We start from the raw sequence: 20135 nt of genomic DNA, 5'->3' as shown, positions 1-20135 counted from the left end.
AGTGCTGTCGATGAAGTTCAAGCCCACATTGCTGGCCCTGGCGCTGGCCCTGAGCTGCGGGCTGGCCGCTGCCAAGACCCTGCGGGTAGCCAACCAGGGGGATGCCCAGTCGATGGATCCTCATTCGCTCAACGAGTCGATGCAGTTGAGCTTCACCGGCAACATCTACGAACCGTTGGTGGCGCGCGACAAGACCCTGGGCCTGACGCCGGGCCTGGCCACGAGCTGGAAGCAAACGTCTCCCACCGTGTGGCGTTTCGAGCTGCGCCGCAACGTCAGCTTCCACGATGGCACGCCTTTCACCGCCGATGACGTGGTCTTCAGCTTCAAGCGCGCCGCCGGCGAGGGCTCGGACATGCGTGGCTACACCAATGCGATCAAGGAAGTGCGCAAGCTCGATGCCCACACGGTCGAGATCGAAACCAGCGCGCCCTTTCCCATCTTGCCGGACGTCATCACCCTCGTCTACATCATGAGCAAGAAGTGGTGCGAGGAGAACCGCGCCGAGACGCCGGTGGACCGCCGCAAAGGCATCGAGAACACGGCCAGCTTCCGCGCCAATGGCACGGGCCCTTTCCGTCTGCGCGAGCGTCAGCCGGGGCAGCGCACGGTGCTGGTGCGCAATGCCAACTACTGGGGCAAGATCGAGGGCAATGTCACCGAGGTGATCTTCACCCCGATCGGCAACGACGCCACGCGCGTGGCCGCGCTGCTGTCTGGCGAGATCGACCTGATGGAGCCCGTGCCGCTGCAGGACGTGGACCGGCTCAAGGCCAACCCGGGCTTGAAGGTCTTGCAAGGCCCCGAGCTGCGCACCATCTTCTTGGGGATGGACCAGAAGCGCGACGAGCTGCTGTTTTCCAACGTCAAGGGCAAGAACCCGTTCAAGGACGTGCGGGTGCGCCGCGCCTTCTATCAGGCCATCGACATCGAGACCATTCGCACCCGTGTGATGCGCGGGGCCGCCACGCCCACGGCGCTGATGGTGGCCCCGGGCATCAAGGGCTTCGTGCCTGAGTTGAACAAGCGCCTGCCCTACGATCCCGATGCGGCCAAAAAACTGCTGGCCGAAGCCGGCTATCCGAATGGCTTCGAGGTGGGCATGAACTGCCCGAACGACCGCTATGTCAACGATGCGGCGATCTGCCAGGCCGTGGCTGCCAACCTGGCTCGCATCGGGGTGAAGGTGAACCTGCAGGCCGAAACCAAGGCCACCTATTTCCCCAAGATCCTGCGCCGCGACACCAGCTTCTACCTGTTGGGCTGGACGCCTGGCACCTACGATTCCCACAACCCGCTGTCGGCCCTGATGGCCACGCCCAACGACAAGGGGCAAGGCCAGTTCAATCTGGGCTGGTACAGCAACCCCCGGGTGGATGAGTTGACCCAGCGCATCCAGTCCGAAACCGATCCGGCCAAACGCAACGCCATGATTGCCGAAGCCTTCAAGATTCACCAGGACGAGGTCGGGCACATCCCCTTGCACCAGCAGGCGCTGGCCTGGGCGATGAAGTCCAACATCGACCTGGTCCAGCTGGCCGACAACTTCATGCCTTTCAAGTACATCCATGTGAAGTGACGGCCTGGGCCCAAGCGGGCCCCTCCCGAGCCCGCCGGGAGGTTGCGCTTCACGAGAGCGCGCGCCGACGGCGGGTGCACACGACCTTTGCGTATTCCGATGACGACCTCCACGACTGCTCCACCCAGCGCCTGGCGACGCTTCTTCGACAGCGACCTCTGGTACAGCTTTCGCACCTCGCCAGTGGCCATCGCCGCGGCGGCCATTGCGTTTCTCTGTGGCTTTTGCGCGCTGTTCGCGCCCTGGGTGGCGCCTCACAATCCCTTCGATCTGGCCACGTTGGAGTTGGCGGATTCACGCTCGCCGCCAGCGTGGATGGAGGGCGGCACGACCAAGTACTTGCTGGGCACGGACGACCAGGGCCGCGACATCCTCTCGGCCCTGATGTATGGCGCGCGCATCTCGCTGTTCGTCGGGCTGGCCTCGGTGGTGCTGTCGGTGGTGCTGGGCGTCTCGCTGGGCCTGCTGTCGGGCTTCGTGGGGGGCAAGGTCGATGCCTTCATCATGCGCGTGTGTGACGTGATGTTGTCCTTTCCGGCCATCTTGATCGCCTTGTTGATCGATGGCGTGGGCCGGGCCCTGTTTCCCAATGCACACGAGACTCTGGCCTTCGGCGTGCTGATCCTGGCCATTGCGCTGACCAAGTGGGTGGACTATGCCCGCACGGTGCGCGGCTCCACGCTGATCGAGCGCAACAAAGACTATGTGCAGGCCGCTCGGGTGATCGGTGTCAGTCCCTTGCGCATCATGCGCAAGCACGTGCTGCCCAATGTGCTGGGGCCGGTGCTGGTGCTGGCCACCATCCAGGTGGCCCAAGCGATCATCATCGAGGCCACGTTGTCCTTCCTGGGGGTCGGGGTGCCGCCCACCTCGCCCTCGCTGGGCACCTTGATTCGCATCGGCAATGATTTCCTGTTTTCCGGCGAGTGGTGGATCACCATTTTCCCCGGCGCCATGCTGGTGCTGATCGCCTTGAGCGTGAACCTGCTGGGCGACTGGCTGCGCGATGCGCTGAACCCCCGCCTGCGCTGAGCCAGGAGTGCCCACGATGAACACGAACGAAACCCCTTTGCTGCAGGTGAAGAACCTGCGCGTGGAATTTCCGACCCGGCGCGGCACGCTGCTGGCGTTGGACGACATCAGCTTCGACATCGCCGCTGGCGAGATCCTTGGCGTGGTCGGCGAGTCCGGTGCGGGCAAGTCGCTCACCGGAGCGGCCATCATCGGTCTGCTGGAGCCGCCGGGCCGCGTGGCCGCCGGAGAGATCCGGCTGGACGGCCGGCGCATCGACAACCTGCCGTACGAGGAGATGCGCAAGGTGCGCGGCCGGCAAATCGGCGCGATCTTCCAGGATCCGCTGACTTCGCTGAACCCGCTGTACACCGTGGGGCGGCAGCTCGTCGAGACCATCCTGACCCACCTGCCGATGAGCCCGGCGCAGGCCCGCCAGCGCGCCATCCAACTGCTCAAGGACACGGGCATTCCGGCGGCCGAGCAGCGCATCGACCACTATCCGCACCAGTTCTCCGGCGGCATGCGCCAGCGCGTGGTGATCGCTCTGGCGCTGGCGGCCGAGCCCAAGCTCATCGTGGCCGACGAGCCCACCACGGCGCTGGATGTCTCGATCCAGGCCCAGATCATCGCGTTGCTCAAGCGCTTGTGCAAGGAAAAGGGCGCCGCGGTGATGCTGGTGACGCACGACATGGGCGTGATTGCCGAGACCTGCGATCGTGTGGCCGTGATGTACGCCGGGCGCATCGTCGAAATCGGCCCGGTGCAAGACGTGATCCACGCTCCGGCCCATCCCTACACCGTGGGCCTGATGGGCTCCATTCCCTCGATGGACGAGGACCGCGATCGCCTCACTCAAATCGACGGTGCAATGCCGCGCCTGACGGCCATCCCCAAGGGCTGCGCCTTCAACCCGCGTTGCCCGCAAGCCTTCGACCGTTGCCGCATTGAGCGGCCTGAACTGATGGATGCCGGCCGCACCCGTGCGGCGTGCTGGCTGCACTCACCGCAAGAAAGACGTGCCGCATGACTGCCTTGGTGGAAGTGAAAGACCTGGCCAAGACCTTCGATGTCTCGGCCCCCTGGCTCAACCGAGTGATCGAACGCAAGCCGCGTGAATTCGTGCATGCCGTCGACGGGGTGAGCTTTCAAATCGAGCGCGGGCGCACGCTGGCCTTGGTGGGCGAGTCCGGCTGTGGCAAGAGCACGGTGGCGCGTCTGTTGGTGGGGCTGTACAAGCCCAGCCGTGGCAGCGTGTACTTCGACGGCATCGACACCCAGGCGGTGGCCGGCACGGCCGCAGGCCGAGCGCTGCATCGCCGCATGCAGATGATTTTTCAAGACCCATATGCCAGCCTCAATCCGCGCTGGAAGGTGCTGGACATCATCGCCGAGCCCTTGCGCGAGCACGGTCTGGTCGACACCGATGCGCAGGCCAAGCAGCGTGTGGGCGAGCTGTTGCAGTCGGTGGGCCTGTCCAGCGCCGACATGGACAAATTCCCCCACCAGTTTTCCGGTGGGCAGCGTCAACGCATCTCGATCGCCCGTGCCCTGGCCACGCAGCCCGAGTTCCTGGTGTGCGACGAGCCGACCTCGGCGCTGGACGTCTCGGTGCAGGCGCAAGTGCTCAACATCATGAAGGACTTGCAGCGCCAGCGCGGGCTGACCTATCTGTTCATCTCCCACAACCTGGCCGTGGTGCGCCACGTGTCCGACGAGGTGGGCGTGATGTACCTCGGCCGGCTGGTGGAGCTGGCGCCCAAGCGCGAGCTGTTCGGGCGCCCGCGTCACCCGTACACCCGCATGCTGCTCGATGCGATCCCCGACATCCACATGACCGGACGCGCGCGCACGCCGGTGCAAGGCGAGGTGCCCAACCCACTGAACCCGCCCAGCGGCTGTGCGTTCCATCCGCGCTGCCCACATGCCAATGCGCGCTGCTCGCGCGAGCGCCCGGTCTTGCAAGACAGGCAGGGCATCAAAGTGGCCTGCCACGCCGTGGAGGAGGGTCGGCTTTGAGCTGCGGCCGGGCCCGAGCCCGTCAAACGGCGCGCGCGTAGGGGTCTGAGAAACCCAGCGCGCGCATCACGGCCGATTCGCGCGCTTCCATCACCTCGGCGTCGTCGTCGGCTTCGTGGTCGTAGCCTTGTGCATGCAAAGTACCATGCACGAGCAGATGCGCGTAGTGCTCGATCAGCGGCTTGTCCAGCTCGGCGGCTTCGCGCTGGACCACCGGCGCGCACACGACCAGGTCGGCCACCACCACCGGCGCGTGCTGGTAGTCGAAGGTCAGCACATTGGTGGCGTAATCCCGCTGCCGATAATCGCGGTTGAGCGCGCGTCCTTCCTCGGCATCGACGATGCGTACCGTGATCTGGGCCGGTGCTTCCAAGGCCGCACGGATCCAACGCGCGACTTTGTGCCGGGGCAACAGCGCGCGATGGCGCGCATCGGCAAACTGCAGGGACAGTTGCAGCCTCGGGCGCATGTTCACTCCCCTCGAGCGGGCCGGGCCGCCTCATAGGCTTCGACGATGCGGGCCACGAGCGGGTGGCGCACCACGTCGGCGGCGGTGAACCGTGTCATCGCAATGCCCCGCACCCGCTTGAGCACCCGTTCGGCGTCGATCAGGCCACTGGGGGTGCCGCGCGGCAGATCGATCTGGCTCACGTCGCCGGTGATGACCGCCTTGGAGCCAAAGCCGATGCGGGTGAGGAACATCTTCATTTGTTCGGGCGTGGTGTTCTGCGCTTCGTCCAGGATCACGAAGGCGTGATTGAGCGTGCGTCCACGCATGAAGGCCAATGGCGCAATCTCGAGCTGCCCCTTGTCGAAAGCCTTGGTGACCCGGTCGAAGCCCATCAGGTCGTACAGCGCGTCGTACAGCGGGCGCAGATAGGGGTCCACCTTTTGCGTGAGATCGCCGGGCAAAAAGCCCAGGCGCTCGCCGGCTTCCACGGCCGGCCGCGTCAGCACGATGCGCTGCACGGCGGCACGCTCCAGGGCGTCGATCGCGCAGGCCACGGCCAGGAAGGTCTTGCCGGTGCCGGCCGGACCGATGCCGAACGTGATGTCGTGGCTGAGGATGTTGCGCAGGTACAGCTCTTGGTTCGGGGTGCGTCCTGCCAGATCGGCGCGCCGGGTGCGCAGCACGATGTCCTCGGCCGCATCATCGCCAGCCGGCGCGGGCGGCTCGTCGGCGCGGGCCGCTTGCAGCACCGCCATCTGGACCACATCGGACGGCAGCGGCTGGGCTGCGCGCTCGTAGAGCGACTGCAGCAACGCGGCGGCCCGCTCGGCCTGCCGGCGTGTGCCTTCGATGCGGAAGGACTCATTGCGCCGGCGGATGCTCACATCCAGCGCGGCTTCGATGGTGCGCAGATGCTCGTCGAGGGTGCCGCACAGGTGGGCCAGGCGGGTGTTGTCCAGCGGGATGAAAGCGTGGCGGAGGATCACGGGCACGGGCGATTCAGGGCAGCTCCAGTGCCGGCATTGTCCCCCGACTTCGGGGAAAGTGAAGCGTGGGCCTGGGAAGCCGTCGGCCTTCGTCGCAGAATGCGCGCCATGGAAACGATGGGCGTATCGCGCGGAGCGTGGGTGGGTGTGGCCGTCAGGCTGTGGGTGCTGGGCTGGATGCTGGCCCTGGTGGGCCTCAGCGTGCCGGTGCAGGCCCAGAACCTGGTCATCCGCGAGGCGCTGGTCACGCAGGAGAACCCGGACGGCCGTGTCGGCCGGCCGGTGTTGCGCAACGTCAGCTTGCCTCACGACTGGGCACGCGAGCAGCCGGACTTCTCTGGGGTGCTCACCTATTCGGCCAGCTTCGACCTGCGGGCGGACACGCTGGTGGTGCCCGATGGCTTGCTGGGGCTGTACATCGAGCGGGCCTGCACCAATGTCGAGGTGCGCCTCAACGGCCACGTCATTGGTCGCGGCGGCCGCATGAGTGAGCCCGTCACCCGCAATTGCTACCGTCCTTTTCTATTTGCACTGCCGTCGGGCTTGTTGGAACCCTCCGGTCGCAACCATCTCGATGTGCGGGTGGTGGGGTTCTCGGCCGGGGAGGTCGCCGCGCGCCAACGCGCCGGGGGGCTGTCGGTGCTCGAGGTGGGTTCCTACGATCAGTTGCGCGCGCGCCACGACCGTGCGCTGTTCTGGAACGTCACCGTTTTGCAAATCGGTGCAGCCGTGCTGTCCGTGATGGGCCTGTTCATGCTCGGGCTGGGCTGGATCCGGCGATCCCAGCCGGTGTACCTCTACTTCGGCGCTCTGTTGATCGGCTGGTCCCTCGTCAGTGCCCGCGTGTGGTGGAGTGACATTCCTCTGACCCATGCCGCAGCCGAAGTCCTGATCGGTTGCCTGGTCGCGCCGGTGACGGCATTTGCCATTTTGTTCCTGCAGCGCCACGCCGGGCTGCGCTACCGCTGGGTGGACATCGCGCTGTGGATGCAATGCCTGCTGGTGCCGCTGAGCCTGGCGCTGGCGGGTCGGCAGCGGCTTTTCGAGGTCATGAACCTGTGGTTTGCGATCTTCACGCTCGAAGTCGGTGTGGCCTCGGTCGACTATCTCATCCAGGCCCGGCGGGCCCAACGCACAAGCTGGCGCGGTGTGGCTGCGGTGATGATCCTGGCGGTGCTGGCCGCGGTGGCTGAGTTGGGGCTGCAACGCGGCTGGCTGGACTTGCCCAACCGACACTTGGTGCATTTCGTCATGCCGGTGCTGATGTTGGTCGTTGCCGTCCAGGTCTTGCGCGAATTCGCGCAGGCGCTGCGCGTGGCCGAGACCATGCGCGACGAACTCGAACGGCGTGTGCACGAGCGCACGGTCGAAATCGAACGCAGCTACGCCCACTTGGCCGAATTGCGCATCGAACAGGTGGCCGAGGCCGAGCGCAAGCGCATCGCCGGCGACTCGCACGACGACCTCGGCGCCAAGCTGCTGACCATCGTCCATACCAGCCACGACGAGCGCATCGCCACCTTGGCACGTGAAGCCCTGGAAGAAATGCGGTTGTCGGTGCGCGGGCTCACCGGCAAGCCGGTGCGCATCGCCGATGCCTTGGCCGACTGGCGTGCCGAAACCGTCTCGCGGCTCAGCCAAGCGGCCGTGCAGGTCGAATGGGTCAGCGCGCACGAGCTGGACGAACGCAACCTCTCGGCGCGCGCCTACGTGCAGACCACCCGCATCCTGCGCGAGGCTGTCAGCAACATCATCAAGCACAGTGGAGCCAATGCCTGCACCATCCGCTGCGTGATCGACGACAACGACTTTCATCTCGTCATTCAGGACAACGGCAAAGGCATTCCCATGGAGCTCGATGGCCGCCTCGACCGCGGCCATGGCATGGCCAGCATGAAACGCCGCGCCAAACAGTTGGCCGGACAGTGCCTGGTCGAATCCGGCCCAGGGTTCGGCACCCTGATCCGCCTCACACTGCCCCTGTAGCAGGCCGGGCCGGCCTGCTAATATTTGCCCATCCCCCGCCCGTAAGGGCGCTTCGGCCTCGGTGCCCTGACTCGCCATGCACATCCTGCTGCTCGAAGACTTGCCCGAGATCCGCCAATGGCTCAAAGCCCTGGTGATCCAGGTGTTTCCCAAGGCGCGGCTCGTCGAAAGCGCCCGTGTCCACGATGCGCTGCAACAGATCACCGCCATGCGGTTCGATCTTGCGCTGATCGACCTGGGCCTGCCCGACGGCTCGGGCGTCGAGGTGGTCGCAGCCCTGCGCGAGCAGCAGCCGGAGGCCCAATCGGTCGTGGTCACCATCCATGACGACGACGATCACCTCTTTCCCGCCTTGCAAGCCGGTGCGTTCGGCTACCTGCTCAAGGAGCAATCGCGCGAGATGCTGGCCGAGCAGCTGCAGCGCATCACCCAGGGCGAGCCGCCGCTGTCGCCCTCGATCGCTCGCCGGGTGATCGCCTACTTCGCATCCCACGCGCGGCAGCAGCAAGAGGAGACGCCGCTGCTGCCCGACGTCTCGCTCACCGAGCGTGAAAACGAAGTGCTGCTGCGTGTGGCCAAAGGCTTCACGCTGCCCGAGATCGGACAACAACTCAACTTGTCGCGTCACACCATCGCCGACTACGTCAAGCAGATCTACCGCAAGCTCAATGTGTCCTCGCGTGCCGAGGCGGCCTTGGAGGCGCAGCGCCTGGGCCTGTTCAAGCGCACCCCGCGATGAACCCGAGGCGGCCGTCGGCGGCGACGCCCCCGCGACCCCCGCGATAATGCCGGGATGATCGGTCGTTTGACGGGCGTCATCGCGGAGAAAGCCCCTCCGCAAGTGTTGATCGATGTGGGCGGCGTCGGCTACGAAGTCGACGTGCCGATGAGCACCTTCTATCACCTGCCCCCACTGGGTGAGCGGGCCACGCTGCTGACCCATTTCGTCGTGCGCGAAGACGCGCAAACGCTCTATGGTTTCGGCACGGCGGCCGAGCGCCATGCGTTTCGCCAACTCATCAAGGTCTCGGGCGTGGGGCCGCGCATGGCCCTGTCGCTGCTGTCAGGCCTGAGCGTGGCCGAACTGGCCCAGGCCATCAGTGTGCAAGAGGCAGACCGCCTGACGCGCATTCCCGGCATCGGCAAAAAGACGGCCGAGCGATTGCTGCTCGAACTCAAGGGCAAGCTCGGCGCGGAACTGGGGGTGGCGGCCGTGTCGGTCAAAAACGAAGTGCAGGCCGACGTGCTGCAGGCCCTGGTGGCCCTGGGCTACAGCGAACGGGAGGCCGCCGCGGCCCTCAAGTCTGTGCCCGAGGACGTGGGCGTCAGTGAGGGCATCAAACTGGCGTTGAAGTCCCTTGCCAAGTGAGCCGGCGCCCATGAGCATCCAAACCGACGACTTCACGCCACCGCCACGCGCCAGGGTCGTGTCGGCGGCGCCCACCTCGCCCCAGGAAGAAGCTCTGGAGCGCGCGCTGCGCCCCAAAGGCCTGGCCGAGTATGTGGGCCAAACCAAGGCACGCGAGCAGCTCGAAATCTTCATCGGCGCGGCCAAAAAGCGCGGTGAAGCGCTGGACCACGTCTTGCTGTTCGGTCCACCGGGCCTGGGCAAGACCACGCTGTCGCACATCATCGCTCACGAACTTGGGGTCAACCTGCGCCAGACCTCCGGGCCCGTGCTCGAAAAACCCAAAGACCTGGCCGCCCTGCTGACCAATCTCGAGCGCAACGACGTGCTCTTCATCGACGAAATTCATCGTCTGAGCCCCGTGGTCGAGGAAATCCTCTATCCCGCGTTGGAGGACTACCAGATCGACATCATGATCGGCGAAGGCCCGGCTGCACGCTCGATCAAACTCGACCTGCAGCCCTTCACGCTGGTGGGGGCCACCACCCGCGCGGGCATGCTCACCAACCCTTTGCGTGACCGCTTTGGCATCGTGGCGCGGCTGGAGTTTTACACCGCCGAGGAGCTCACGCGCATCGTCACCCGGTCTGCCGGCCTGCTCAATGCCTCCATCGACCCGCAAGGCGCGATGGAAATCGCCCGACGTTCGCGTGGCACGCCGCGCATCGCCAACCGCCTGCTGCGCCGCGTGCGCGACTATGCCGAGGTCAAAGGCAACGGCCACATCGACAAAGCGATCGCCGATCGTGCCCTGGCCATGCTCGATGTGGATCCCATGGGGTTCGACGTGATGGACCGCAAACTGCTCGAAGCCGTCATCCATCGCTTCGACGGCGGTCCGGTGGGCCTGGACAACCTGGCTGCCGCCATTGGCGAAGAGCGCGACACCATCGAGGATGTCATCGAGCCCTATCTCATCCAGCAGGGCTACTTGCAACGCACCCCGCGCGGCCGCATCGCCACGGCCACGGCTTATCGGCACCTGGGCTTGGTGGCCCCCAAAAGTGGCGAGGGCGGGCTGTTCGACACTGGCCCTTGAGAAGAGGCATCGTCAGCGACATCGTCCGGCCACAGTGCGGCACGCATCCAGCCGCCGAGAAGAATCGATCGACGACCTTGCACGCGATGCCGCGGGCTCCGTGCGGCGGCCTTGACAACGGTTGTTCTGCCTCGTTGGGGTCACCGCGCCTCGCTCGATCCAAGCGGGGCCTGTTGCAGCCAATGCTGCAGACGCAGCCAGCGCCAAATCCAACCCCGACTCAGGTAGGCCTGGCGCAGTTCACGCAAGTCCAGCGAAATCGTTTGCATGAAATCCTGGCGAAACTCGCGCAGCCTGGCGGCTTGGTGTTGAGGGTGGTGCTTGGCCACATACCGGGCGGCGCCGATGTAGTTTCGGGCCGCCAAGTAAGCCAGTGCGAACTGTGCTCGAGGCGTTGGCTGAAACGGCGCCGAGGCCAGCGCTTCACGCACTCCCAGCAAAGAACGAGACATGTCCTGGGCCTTTTGCATGGACATGGTTGCCAGGATGCTGCCCTGTCGCTGACGGTATCGGATCCAGGGGCGGGCCACGTGATGGAAGCTTTGGGCGCGCAGGACCAGACGAGGGATCACCATCATGTCTTCGAAGTAGCGCCCCTGCGGGAACCGCAGATCATCGGCCCACAGATCGCGCTTGGCGATCTTGGACCACGCATGCAGATTCACTCCCTCGAGCACCCCGGCGAACAACACGGATCGGTCCGTGAGCGTGCGGCCAGACGGACCGATGAAGGTGCGTCGATGCGATTCTCCGCGTAGCCGATGCTTCAGCCGAGGGCGCTCACGCAGCACGCTGAAATCGCAAAGCACCAGGTCCGGCGCGTCACGATCGACGGTGGCTCGCAGCTCACCAATCGCGCCGGGGGCCATCAGATCGTCCGAATCCACGAACCACACATAACGCCCACATGCCGCATCCAGCATCGTATTGCGTGCCGCACTCAGCCCACGGTTGCGGTCATGGTGCAAGACGCGTAGCCGTCCCGGCCAGGACTGCTGCAGCCGCGAGATCACCTGCACAGACCCGTCGGTGGAGGCATCGTTGAGCAAGACGATTTCCACCTGCTCGTCGGCCTGCATCAGGATCGACTCCACGCAGGCCTGCAAATAGAGCTCGACGTTGTAGACGGGAATGAGAACGCTTAGCCAAGGAGAGGTGTCCATGAAGGGACTCAGGCATGAGGAGAGGTCGAACCGGCCAGCGCCAGAAACAGCGTTTCATAGCGGCGCTGCATCAGGTCCAGCCCATGTCGGTTCAGCGCCGTCTGGCGTCCTTGTCGAGCCAGCCGACTGGCTTTGGCCGCATCGGACAGCAGCTCGCACAGCGCATCGGCCAGCGCGACGGGGTCCTCATGGGGAACGAGCAGGCCATTGTGGCCGTGGTCGATGAGTTCGCGAACGCCCGGCACGGCCGTGCCCACGACGGCACAGCCGGCGGCCATGCCTTCCACCAGGGACAAGGGCATCCCCTCATAGTGAGTGGACAAAACGCAGATGCGCTGGCTCATCAGCAGACCGGGCAGGTCGCTGCAGTGCCCCAGAAAGTGAACTTGCCCGTCCAGTCCGAGGCGATGGCACAACTGCTGCGCTGCTTCGAGGTGCCGTGGCTTGCCGCCACCGGCCAGCCACACCGGGGGTGTCCACCCCCGAGTCTTCAATACCGCGATGGCCTGTAGCAAGGTGGCGTGGTCTTTTTGCTTGGCGAAGCGGGCCGCCATCACGATGCCTGGCTCACGTGCTTCGAGGGGATGCTCGTCGGCCTGCGCGAATCGCTCCAGCCGGATGCCATTGGGGATCGCCACGGTGCGATCTTGCGGGAAGCCCAGTCTCAGCAGTTGCTCGCGCACACCCTCGGAGACACCAACGATGCGCGCAGTGCGCCGGGCCAGCCAACGCGCCTGCGCCAAACGCCAAGGCGTGTAGCGCTCACGCGAGTTGTGCTCCACATGCACCAAGGCCGGCACCTTGGCCCACAGGCCGGCATACCGTCCCCAGAGGTGCTCGCTGAACCCATGTGCCACCAGTACCTGGGGCCGAAACTTGCGGCACAGGCGCACCAGTTGCCAAACCGTCAGGGCGTGGGGCCAAGACGCCACCGTGGCCACTGGCATGCCGCGCTCCTTCAGCGCGTCGATACGGGAGCGTGGCGTTTGAGGCTTGCGCCGCAAGACCAGCAAGGGTTCGGTGCGCGCGCTGGACAGTGCAGCGTCAACGAGGTCGATCGCCACCTGAGTGGCTCCCGAGAAGCCTCCGGTGACGAAATGCAAGATGCGTGGACGGTCAGGTGGGGACGACAAACGCGCGACGACAAAACGATGAGGGCCGCAAGGAAGTTGCCGCAAACTCGGCCAACCGGAGAAGGATAGCACGAGCCTGCGGGCGTCTCAGGCGGTTTGACCCACCGCAGGCGCCTGCTGTGGCGCCGAGGTGGTGCACAAGGCCGACACGCCCCACAACCCGGCCACGATCAGCGCTGCGGCGCCGACTTGCGCCCCCAGGCTGAGCGTGTGCGCCTGCCATAGGAAGGCGGCAGTGGCTCCCAACAAGGCCAAGAACAGCGTGGCGGCGGCCCATTGGGCCCAACGCGGCATCGGCGGGTCGTAGCGGTGCACCCGTGACAGATCGAAGGGAGGCTTCGGAAAGCGCTCGGCCACGTCGGCCGGGCGCCAGCCCGGTGGCTTGAACCACACGCGCAGCTTGTCGCTCCAGCGGCGCGTGCGCCAGCAATCCAGCGCCAAGTCGCGATAGACCTGCAGGTTCGCCCAGACGGGATTCCAGCTGCGCAGCGGGCTGCGCGTACCGTAAACGCAGGGCTCGCGGTCGTCCTCTTCCTCGAAGGTGCCAAACAGGCGGTCCCACAAAATCAGAATGCCGCCAAAGTTCTTGTCCAAATACTTGTCATTGACGGCATGGTGCACCCGGTGATTGCTCGGAGAACAAAACACCCGGTCGAACCAGCCCAGTTTGCCGACTTGCTGCGTGTGCACCCAGTATTGGTAGAGCAGGTCGATGAGCGCCACCACACCGAAGACCAGCGGAGGAAATCCCAGCACGGCCATGGGCAGATAGAACAGCCAGCCTCCCATCCAGCCGGAGCTGGTTTGCCGCAAAGCGGTGGACAGGTTGTAGTCCTCGCTTTGATGGTGCACCACATGGGCCGCCCAAAACAACGCACACTCGTGACCCAGGCGATGGTGCCAGTAGTAGCACAGGTCATACAGCAGCAAGCCCAGCACCCAGACCCAGAGGGCGTCGGTCGGCAAGTGCCAAAGGGCCAGATGCTGGTAAGCCACGGTGTAGATCCCGACCGTCCAAGCCTTGGTCAAGACCCCCACCACCTGACTCATGATGCCCAGGCCGATGCTGCTGAGCGCATCATTGAGCCGGTAGGTGTTGCGTCCCCGCCAGCGTCCGACGCCGTATTCCACGGCGATCAACAACAGAAAAACCGGGGTGGCCAAAACGATGATCTGTGCACCTTCCATAGGACCTTCCGCAGCCAAGCACAAATCCTCATTGTGCGCAGCTACGGGTGACCACGGGCTACGGGGAGACCCTCAGCGAGCCCGAGGCCCCTCCAGGGACTCGTCCAGCGCCATATCTTGCAGATGCTGAGTGTCGGCCCACCCCACCAGCGTGAAGCCCTCACGCGTGTACAGCAGCCGGTTGACGCTGGCGTTGGCCAATTCCCAGGTGCGTGGCGCGCGCAGGTCGATCCGTGTGGCCGCCCGATACAGACAGTCGAGCACGCCGCCGTGGGCGACCAAGGCAATCGTTTGGCCGGGATGGGCGCGGGCCAAGGCTTCCGCCTGTGTGACCACCCGCCGGTAAAAGCCGGCCAAACTCTCACCGCCTTGAGGACGGAACTCGGGGTCGCGCTGCCGCCATCGCTGCGCTTGCTCGGGCCATTGCGTCTCGATCTCGCGGAAGGTCCGACCCTCGAAATGACCGAAGGCGCGCTCGCGCAAGCCCGGCACGGCGTGCACCGGCAAACCGGTGAGCTCGGCCACGGCCTGCGCCGTCTGCCGAGCGCGGCTCAGATCGCTGCTGTACAGCGCGTGCAAGCCTTCATCGACCAGGGCCCGAGCCAAACGCGCGGCCTGGCGCCGTCCCGTGTCATTGAGCGGGATGTCCAGGTGACCCTGGATTCGGGCATCGACATTCCAGGCGGTCTCGCCATGGCGGATGGCCACGATGCGGGTAGGGAGCGGATCGGACATGCAAGACAGGACGCAGGACGGCGCAACGCGGGCGGGGGGGGCGTTGGAAACGACGCCACCGACCGTCCAGCGGGACGGTCAGCCAGCGCGCAGGCGCCGATTCAGCGTGTAGGTGCCTACGAAAGATGCCGAGCCTAGCACATGCCCGGTGATGGCTTGGCGCACTTGCGCGCCGGTGAACGCTCCTTCGACAGGGCAGCGAGCCACATCCAATGCAAACAGCGTGAACACGTAGTGGTGCACGAGAGCATCATTGAACGGAGGGAAGGGGCCGTCATAGCCGAAATACGAGCCCGCCATGTCAGGATTGCTGGCAAACCAACCCGTGTAATCGTTCAGGCCGTGCCGCGCCCCATGCAGGGTGGCCGGTCCGGGCTTGCCCCGAGGCGTGAACCCTCTGGAGAACTCGCCTTCGCCGATCTCGCTCAATGTGGGCGGCAAATCGACCATCACCCAATGGAAAAAGTCCACCCGCGGCAGGTCGGCTGGCACTTCCCGGTCGGGCTGATTGACGTCCTCGCCCCGGCTGGGCACGTCCGGATCGTGACACATCAACACCAGTGATTGCGTGCCCGCGGGCAGCCCACTCCAAGCCAAATGGGGGTTGAGATTGTCCGAGAACGTCACGCCACCCTGCGCATCCGGGCGTCCGGCCGCGTAGCGCTCGGGGATGGCTTGTCCATCGTTCCAGCTCTGGCTCCACAGTTTCATGTTGCTCTCCTGTCAGGCAAGGGTGGGCTTCATACCCCCCAGACGATTTCCTTGTCGGCGGCATGACAGCGCCGGATCATCTCGATCAGGGGCCACAAGCGCTGCCGCAGGCTCACGTCCTCGGGCGGCGGAAGGCTGTGCCCTTCGGCCTGGGCCTCTTGCTCGGCTTGGCGTCGGGCATGTTCTTCCTGCGCGATGGCCTGCTCCAGCGCGCTCAACGCGGCTGGCATCTCCTGCGGCAAGAGAATGCCCTTTTGCCCCGGGGGCTTGCCGATCAGGCGCATCACATGGTCCCCGTGCGCAGACGTCATGATCACCTCGGCGGCGGCCTTGGACTTGAATTTGTACAGCATCGATGTCCCGCCTCAACGGTACATGTATTCCCGGTTGAAAGGATAGGCCGATTGCGCCCCGCGCATCGAGCCCTCGTCCACAGACCCACTGGGCCGCGCCGCCAACAGTTGGAACAGCGAAATCCACCCCTGCTCGAAACTCATTGCGCAACCCGCCAGATACAGACGATAGGCGCGCACCGTTTTGTCGTTGGTGAGCGCGCGCGCCCGCTCCAGCTGGGCCTCCAGCGCATCGGACCAGGCCCACAACGTGCGTGCGTAGTGAGGCCGAAGGTTCTCCGCATCCAGGAGCTCCAGCCCCCCGGCGCTCAGTGCTTGGGTCACCTCCGAGACATGCTCCAGCTCGCCGCCGGGAAAAATGTACTTCTCGATGAAATCCCCCATGCCGGCGCCGAGCTGGGCATTGTGCAGTCCAGCGGCGGTGATCCCGTGATTCATCACCAGGCCGCCCGGGATCAGCAGGCGGCGGATCTTGTCGAAGTAGCTCACCAGCTGAGCCCGCCCGACATGCTCGAACATGCCCACCGAGGCGATGCGATCATAGGGAGTGTCTTCCGGCACGTCGCGGTAATCCCGCAAATGCATTTGCACCCGTCCGCGCAAGCCCAGTTCGTCGATCAGCCGGTTGACATACGCATGCTGATTGCGCGACAGCGTGATCCCCTCGGCCTTCACATCGTAGTGTTGAGCCGCCCATAACAGCAAGCCGCCCCAGCCCGCGCCGATGTCCAAAAAGCGCTGACCGGGCCCGAGCCGCAGCTTGCGGCAGATGTGATCGAGCTTGGCCTCCTGCGCCTGGGCCAGCGTCATGTCCGACTCACGGAAATACGCGCAGGAATACACCCGCCTCGGATCCAGCCACAGCGCGTAGAAATCGTCCGACACATCGTAGTGAAACTCGATCTGCCGCGCGTCGCGCGCCTTGTGGTGGCGCCAGCGCGAGCGCACCGATCGCCACCAACGCTGCCACCAACCCGGCTGCCCTCGTGCGACCGGGTTGCCCACCAAAGCGGCTGCCACGGCCATCAAGTCACGCATGTGGCCGTCGATGTCGAGCTGGCCCATCACATACGCGTCGGCCATCGCGCCGATCTGTCCGCGCGCCAAGGCGGCCAACCAGCGCGGCTCATGGAGCTTCAGCCGTACCGCTGCATCGCGGGCGCCGGCGCTGCCGCCGGGCCACTGCAGCGCCACCGGACGTGGCAAACCTTCCAGTTTCTGCTCGATCAGGCCCGCAAGCCCTGACATGATGTGGTCCTCCACAAGCTGGGTCATGCATGAGAGATGCGCCGCTGACAGGCGCTGCACTTGCCCCCGAGTCTGACCGATGCAGGCCGGCTCCTGCAAGGACGGCGGTGCGCTATGCGGACCGGCTGCAAGCGGCCGGGCCGCGGTCAACCCTCATGACCGCTGCAGGCAGCGCTGCTAGCATCTGGGCATGACCCTCCAAGTCTTCGGATTGCCCGTTGCGCGCGGTGTGGCCATCGGTAAAGCGGTCCTGGTGGCCTCCAGCCGAGTGGACGTGGCCCACTACTTCATCAGCCCTGACCGTGTCGAGGCGGAGATCGACCGGCTGCGCCAGGCTCGCGATGCCGTGGCCGAAGAGCTGGCCGGTCTCAAACGCGACATGCCCGCCGATGCGCCGACTGAGTTGGCGGCCTTGCTCGATGTCCACCTGATGCTGTTACACGACGAGGCGCTGACCGGGGCCACCAAACAATGGATCGTCGAGCGTCATTACAACGCCGAATGGGCCCTGTCGGCCCAGCTCGAAGTCCTGGCGCGCCAATTCGACGAAATGGAAGATGACTACCTGCGCGAGCGCAAAGCCGACATCGAGCAGGTCGTCGAACGCTTGCTGCGCGTGCTCGGGCGCAACGGCTCGGTATTGGCGGCCCCGCCGGCGCCCGCCCCGCACGACTGGGGAGGGGAGGACCCCCTCGTGCTCATCGCCAATGACATTGCGCCGGCCGATATGCTGCAGTTCAAGCGCAGCGTCTTTCAGGGCTTCGTCACCGACGTGGGGGGTAAGACCTCGCACACCGCCATCGTCGCGCGCAGCATGGGCATCCCCGCCGTGGTCGGTGCTCGAGAAGCCAGCCATCTCATCCGTCAGGACGACTGGGTCATCATCGATGGCGACGCCGGGGTGGTCATCGTCGATCCGTCGCCCATCATCCTGGAGGAATACCGCTTTCGTCAGCGCCAAAGCGAACTCGAACGCGAGCGTTTGGCGCGCTTGCGGCACACGCCGGCCGTCACGCTCGACGGTGAGCGCGTCGAGCTGCTGGCCAACATCGAGCTGCCGCAAGATGCGCCCAGCGCGTTGCAAGCCGGCGCCGTCGGCGTGGGGCTGTTCCGCACCGAGTTTCTCTTCATGAACCGCAACGGCGCTTTGCCCGGTGAAGACGAACAGTTCGAGGCCTACCGGGCCGTCGTGCAGGCCATGCAAGGGCTGCCCGTGACCATACGCACGATCGACATCGGCGCCGACAAGCCCCTGGAGCGCATGTCTCACAACGAGTTGCGCCACGAACACACCCTCAACCCAGCGATGGGCTTGCGCGCGATCCGCTGGAGTTTGTCCGAACCCAGCATGTTTCGCATGCAGTTGCGCGCCATCCTGCGAGCCAGTGCGTACGGCAAGGTGCGCTTGTTGATTCCCATGCTCACCCATCTGGGTGAGGTGCGTCAGACCTTCGAGGCCCTGGCGCGGGCCAAGCAGCAACTCAGCGACGCGGGTCAGCCCTACACCGATGTCGAAGTGGGGGCCATGATCGAGGTGCCCGGGGCGGCCTTGCAGGTCGAGCGCTTCTTGCGATATTTCGACTTCGTCTCCTTGGGCACCAACGACCTCATCCAGTACACGTTGGCCATCGACCGCGCCGACGAGGCCGTGGCGCACCTATACGATCCTTGGCATCCTGCGGTACTGCGTCTGGTGGCCGACACCATCGCCTGCGCTCGGGCCGCGGGCAAAGCCGTGAGCATTTGCGGCGAGATGGCCGGCGATCCTGCGTTCACGGCCTTGTTGCTGGGCATGGGCTTGCGCAGCTTCTCGATGCATCCCTCGCAAATCGCCACCATCAAGCAGCGCATCCTGCGTGTGGACACGCGTCGTCTGGCGCAACACGTGCAGACCGTGCTGGCCAGCGAGAACCCGCAGGAAACCTGCGGACAGCTGCTGCGGCCCGAGCTTGTCCGCGAGCACACCCTCGCCCACTGAAGGCCGTGCCGCGTCACCGGGTGGGAGCCTGGGGGGCTGGCACGACCACTCGAAAGTGTGCTAAAGTTTCTGTCTTCGCTGCGATACGGACAACTGAGCAGCGCGCCGAGGCGACGAAGAGTCCCGGTGGCGCAAGTTCAAGTGAAGCAAAGCAGACGAAATAACCGAGCACTTGACAAGGAAATAAGAATCTTGCAATAATCTCGGTCTTCGCTGATCACTGATTGGCGACGCAAACGAAGCGAAGGTTTTGTTTGTGGTGTGGGTTCTTTAACAAGATACAGCCGATAAGCGTGGGCGTTTGAGGCGGATGCCTTGTGGGGAAGTTGAAAGACTTTCCTGAACGCTCACGGAAGCAGAAGTGAAGTTCACTTCAATTCCGGATGAGTTTTAGAGATCGAACTGAAGAGTTTGATCCTGGCTCAGATTGAACGCTGGCGGCATGCTTTACACATGCAAGTCGAACGGCAGCGGGTCCTTCGGGATGCCGGCGAGTGGCGAACGGGTGAGTAATGCATCGGAACGTACCCAGTCGTGGGGGATAACTACTCGAAAGAGTAGCTAATACCGCATACGACCTGAGGGTGAAAGCGGGGGACCGCAAGGCCTCGCGCGATTGGAGCGGCCGATGTCGGATTAGCTAGTTGGTGGGGTAAAGGCTTACCAAGGCGACGATCCGTAGCTGGTCTGAGAGGACGGCCAGCCACACTGGGACTGAGACACGGCCCAGACTCCTACGGGAGGCAGCAGTGGGGAATTTTGGACAATGGGCGCAAGCCTGATCCAGCCATGCCGCGTGCGGGAAGAAGGCCTTCGGGTTGTAAACCGCTTTTGTCAGGGAAGAAAAGCTCTGGGCTAATACCTCGGAGTGATGACGGTACCTGAAGAATAAGCACCGGCTAACTACGTGCCAGCAGCCGCGGTAATACGTAGGGTGCGAGCGTTAATCGGAATTGCTGGGCGTAAAGCGTGCGCAGGCGGTTGTGCAAGACAGATGTGAAATCCCCGGGCTTAACCTGGGAACTGCATTTGTGACTGCACGGCTAGAGTGCGGCAGAGGGGGATGGAATTCCGCGTGTAGCAGTGAAATGCGTAGATATGCGGAGGAACACCGATGGCGAAGGCAGTCCCCTGGGCCTGCACTGAC

Annotated in this window: 17 protein-coding genes, 1 rRNA gene and 1 pseudogene; 10 read left to right on the top strand and 9 right to left on the bottom strand. The window is 64.8% G+C overall.

The window, feature by feature from the left end; translation table 11 throughout:
* The first annotated feature begins 10 nt into the window (after positions 1–10).
* The 4 genes from F615_RS0111380 (at position 11) to F615_RS0111365 (ending at position 4609) form a co-directional block, all read left to right on the top strand.
* The gene (locus tag F615_RS0111380) at positions 11–1579 is read left to right on the top strand and encodes an ABC transporter substrate-binding protein (RefSeq protein ID WP_019561314.1); all 1569 of its coding nucleotides are present in this window, start codon (positions 11–13) and stop codon (positions 1577–1579) included.
* Positions 1580–1678: 99 nt separating this feature from the next.
* A complete protein-coding gene (locus tag F615_RS0111375) occupies positions 1679–2611 on the top strand; it encodes an ABC transporter permease (protein ID WP_019561313.1) in 933 nt (310 codons plus the stop codon).
* Positions 2612–2627: 16 nt separating this feature from the next.
* Positions 2628–3620 (top strand): ABC transporter ATP-binding protein, encoded by a 993-nt coding sequence (locus tag F615_RS0111370; protein ID WP_019561312.1) that lies wholly within the window; start codon positions 2628–2630, stop codon positions 3618–3620.
* Complete coding sequence (locus F615_RS0111365) at positions 3617–4609, top strand: ABC transporter ATP-binding protein (protein WP_019561311.1); 993 nt, start codon at positions 3617–3619, stop codon at positions 4607–4609. The genes F615_RS0111370 and F615_RS0111365 overlap by 4 nt, the downstream gene beginning before the upstream one ends.
* Positions 4610–4631: 22 nt before the next feature.
* Here the strand turns inward: F615_RS0111365 and ybeY are convergent, their stop codons facing one another.
* Entirely contained in the window at positions 4632–5078 is a 447-nt protein-coding gene (gene ybeY, locus F615_RS0111360) for an rRNA maturation RNase YbeY (protein ID WP_026330252.1), read from the bottom strand.
* Between the two features lie 2 nt (positions 5079–5080).
* On the bottom strand, positions 5081–6046 hold the full coding sequence (locus tag F615_RS0111355; protein ID WP_026330251.1) for a PhoH family protein: 966 nt from the start codon (positions 6044–6046) through the stop codon (positions 5081–5083).
* Positions 6047–6154: 108 nt separating this feature from the next.
* Between F615_RS0111355 and F615_RS0111350 the strand changes: the two genes are divergently transcribed.
* The 4 genes from F615_RS0111350 (at position 6155) to ruvB (ending at position 10479) form a co-directional block, all read left to right on the top strand.
* On the top strand, positions 6155–8032 hold the full coding sequence (locus F615_RS0111350) for a sensor histidine kinase (RefSeq protein WP_019561308.1): 1878 nt from the start codon (positions 6155–6157) through the stop codon (positions 8030–8032).
* A gap of 76 nt (positions 8033–8108) precedes the next feature.
* Positions 8109–8771: a response regulator gene (locus F615_RS0111345; RefSeq protein WP_019561307.1), complete on the top strand. Its 663-nt coding sequence runs from the start codon at positions 8109–8111 to the stop codon at positions 8769–8771.
* A 54-nt stretch (positions 8772–8825) separates the two neighbouring features.
* Positions 8826–9401: a Holliday junction branch migration protein RuvA gene (ruvA, locus tag F615_RS0111340; protein ID WP_019561306.1), complete on the top strand. Its 576-nt coding sequence runs from the start codon at positions 8826–8828 to the stop codon at positions 9399–9401.
* A 10-nt stretch (positions 9402–9411) separates the two neighbouring features.
* Positions 9412–10479, top strand: coding sequence for a Holliday junction branch migration DNA helicase RuvB (gene ruvB / locus F615_RS0111335; RefSeq protein ID WP_019561305.1), 1068 nt, complete (start codon positions 9412–9414; stop codon positions 10477–10479).
* A 140-nt stretch (positions 10480–10619) separates the two neighbouring features.
* Here ruvB and F615_RS0111330 read toward each other — a convergent pair whose 3' ends face one another.
* The 7 genes and pseudogenes from F615_RS0111330 to F615_RS0111300 all read right to left on the bottom strand — a co-directional run bounded on the left by F615_RS0111330 (position 10620) and on the right by F615_RS0111300 (position 17010).
* On the bottom strand, positions 10620–11642 hold the full coding sequence (locus tag F615_RS0111330) for a glycosyltransferase family 2 protein (protein WP_019561304.1): 1023 nt from the start codon (positions 11640–11642) through the stop codon (positions 10620–10622).
* 8 nt (positions 11643–11650) lie between these two features.
* A complete protein-coding gene (locus F615_RS18365) occupies positions 11651–12706 on the bottom strand; it encodes a glycosyltransferase (protein WP_019561303.1) in 1056 nt (351 codons plus the stop codon).
* A gap of 210 nt (positions 12707–12916) precedes the next feature.
* Positions 12917–13963 (bottom strand): annotated as a pseudogene (locus F615_RS0111320) (sterol desaturase family protein); the annotation flags it as partial.
* A gap of 72 nt (positions 13964–14035) precedes the next feature.
* Entirely contained in the window at positions 14036–14698 is a 663-nt protein-coding gene (locus F615_RS0111315; protein ID WP_019561301.1) for a histidine phosphatase family protein, read from the bottom strand.
* A gap of 78 nt (positions 14699–14776) precedes the next feature.
* Positions 14777–15409, bottom strand: a complete 633-nt coding sequence (locus F615_RS0111310; RefSeq protein ID WP_019561300.1) for a YbhB/YbcL family Raf kinase inhibitor-like protein — start codon at positions 15407–15409, stop codon at positions 14777–14779.
* A 29-nt stretch (positions 15410–15438) separates the two neighbouring features.
* Entirely contained in the window at positions 15439–15762 is a 324-nt protein-coding gene (locus F615_RS0111305) for a DUF1840 domain-containing protein (RefSeq protein ID WP_019561299.1), read from the bottom strand.
* A gap of 12 nt (positions 15763–15774) precedes the next feature.
* Positions 15775–17010 carry a class I SAM-dependent methyltransferase gene (locus tag F615_RS0111300; RefSeq protein WP_026330250.1) on the bottom strand — a complete coding sequence of 412 codons (1236 nt, stop codon included), beginning with the start codon at positions 17008–17010 and terminating at the stop codon, positions 15775–15777.
* Between the two features lie 190 nt (positions 17011–17200).
* On the opposite strand from F615_RS0111300, the gene ptsP reads away from it, so the two are divergent.
* Positions 17201–18988, top strand: a complete 1788-nt coding sequence (gene ptsP / locus F615_RS0111295; RefSeq protein ID WP_019561297.1) for a phosphoenolpyruvate--protein phosphotransferase — start codon at positions 17201–17203, stop codon at positions 18986–18988.
* A gap of 399 nt (positions 18989–19387) precedes the next feature.
* Positions 19388–20135 (top strand): 16S ribosomal RNA (locus F615_RS0111290); the annotation flags it as partial.

It is taken from the genome of Caldimonas manganoxidans ATCC BAA-369 (assembly GCF_000381125.1).
Classification (GTDB): Bacteria; Pseudomonadota; Gammaproteobacteria; order Burkholderiales; family Burkholderiaceae_C; genus Caldimonas; species Caldimonas manganoxidans.
This window is presented reverse-complemented; position numbering and strand designations above follow the sequence as displayed.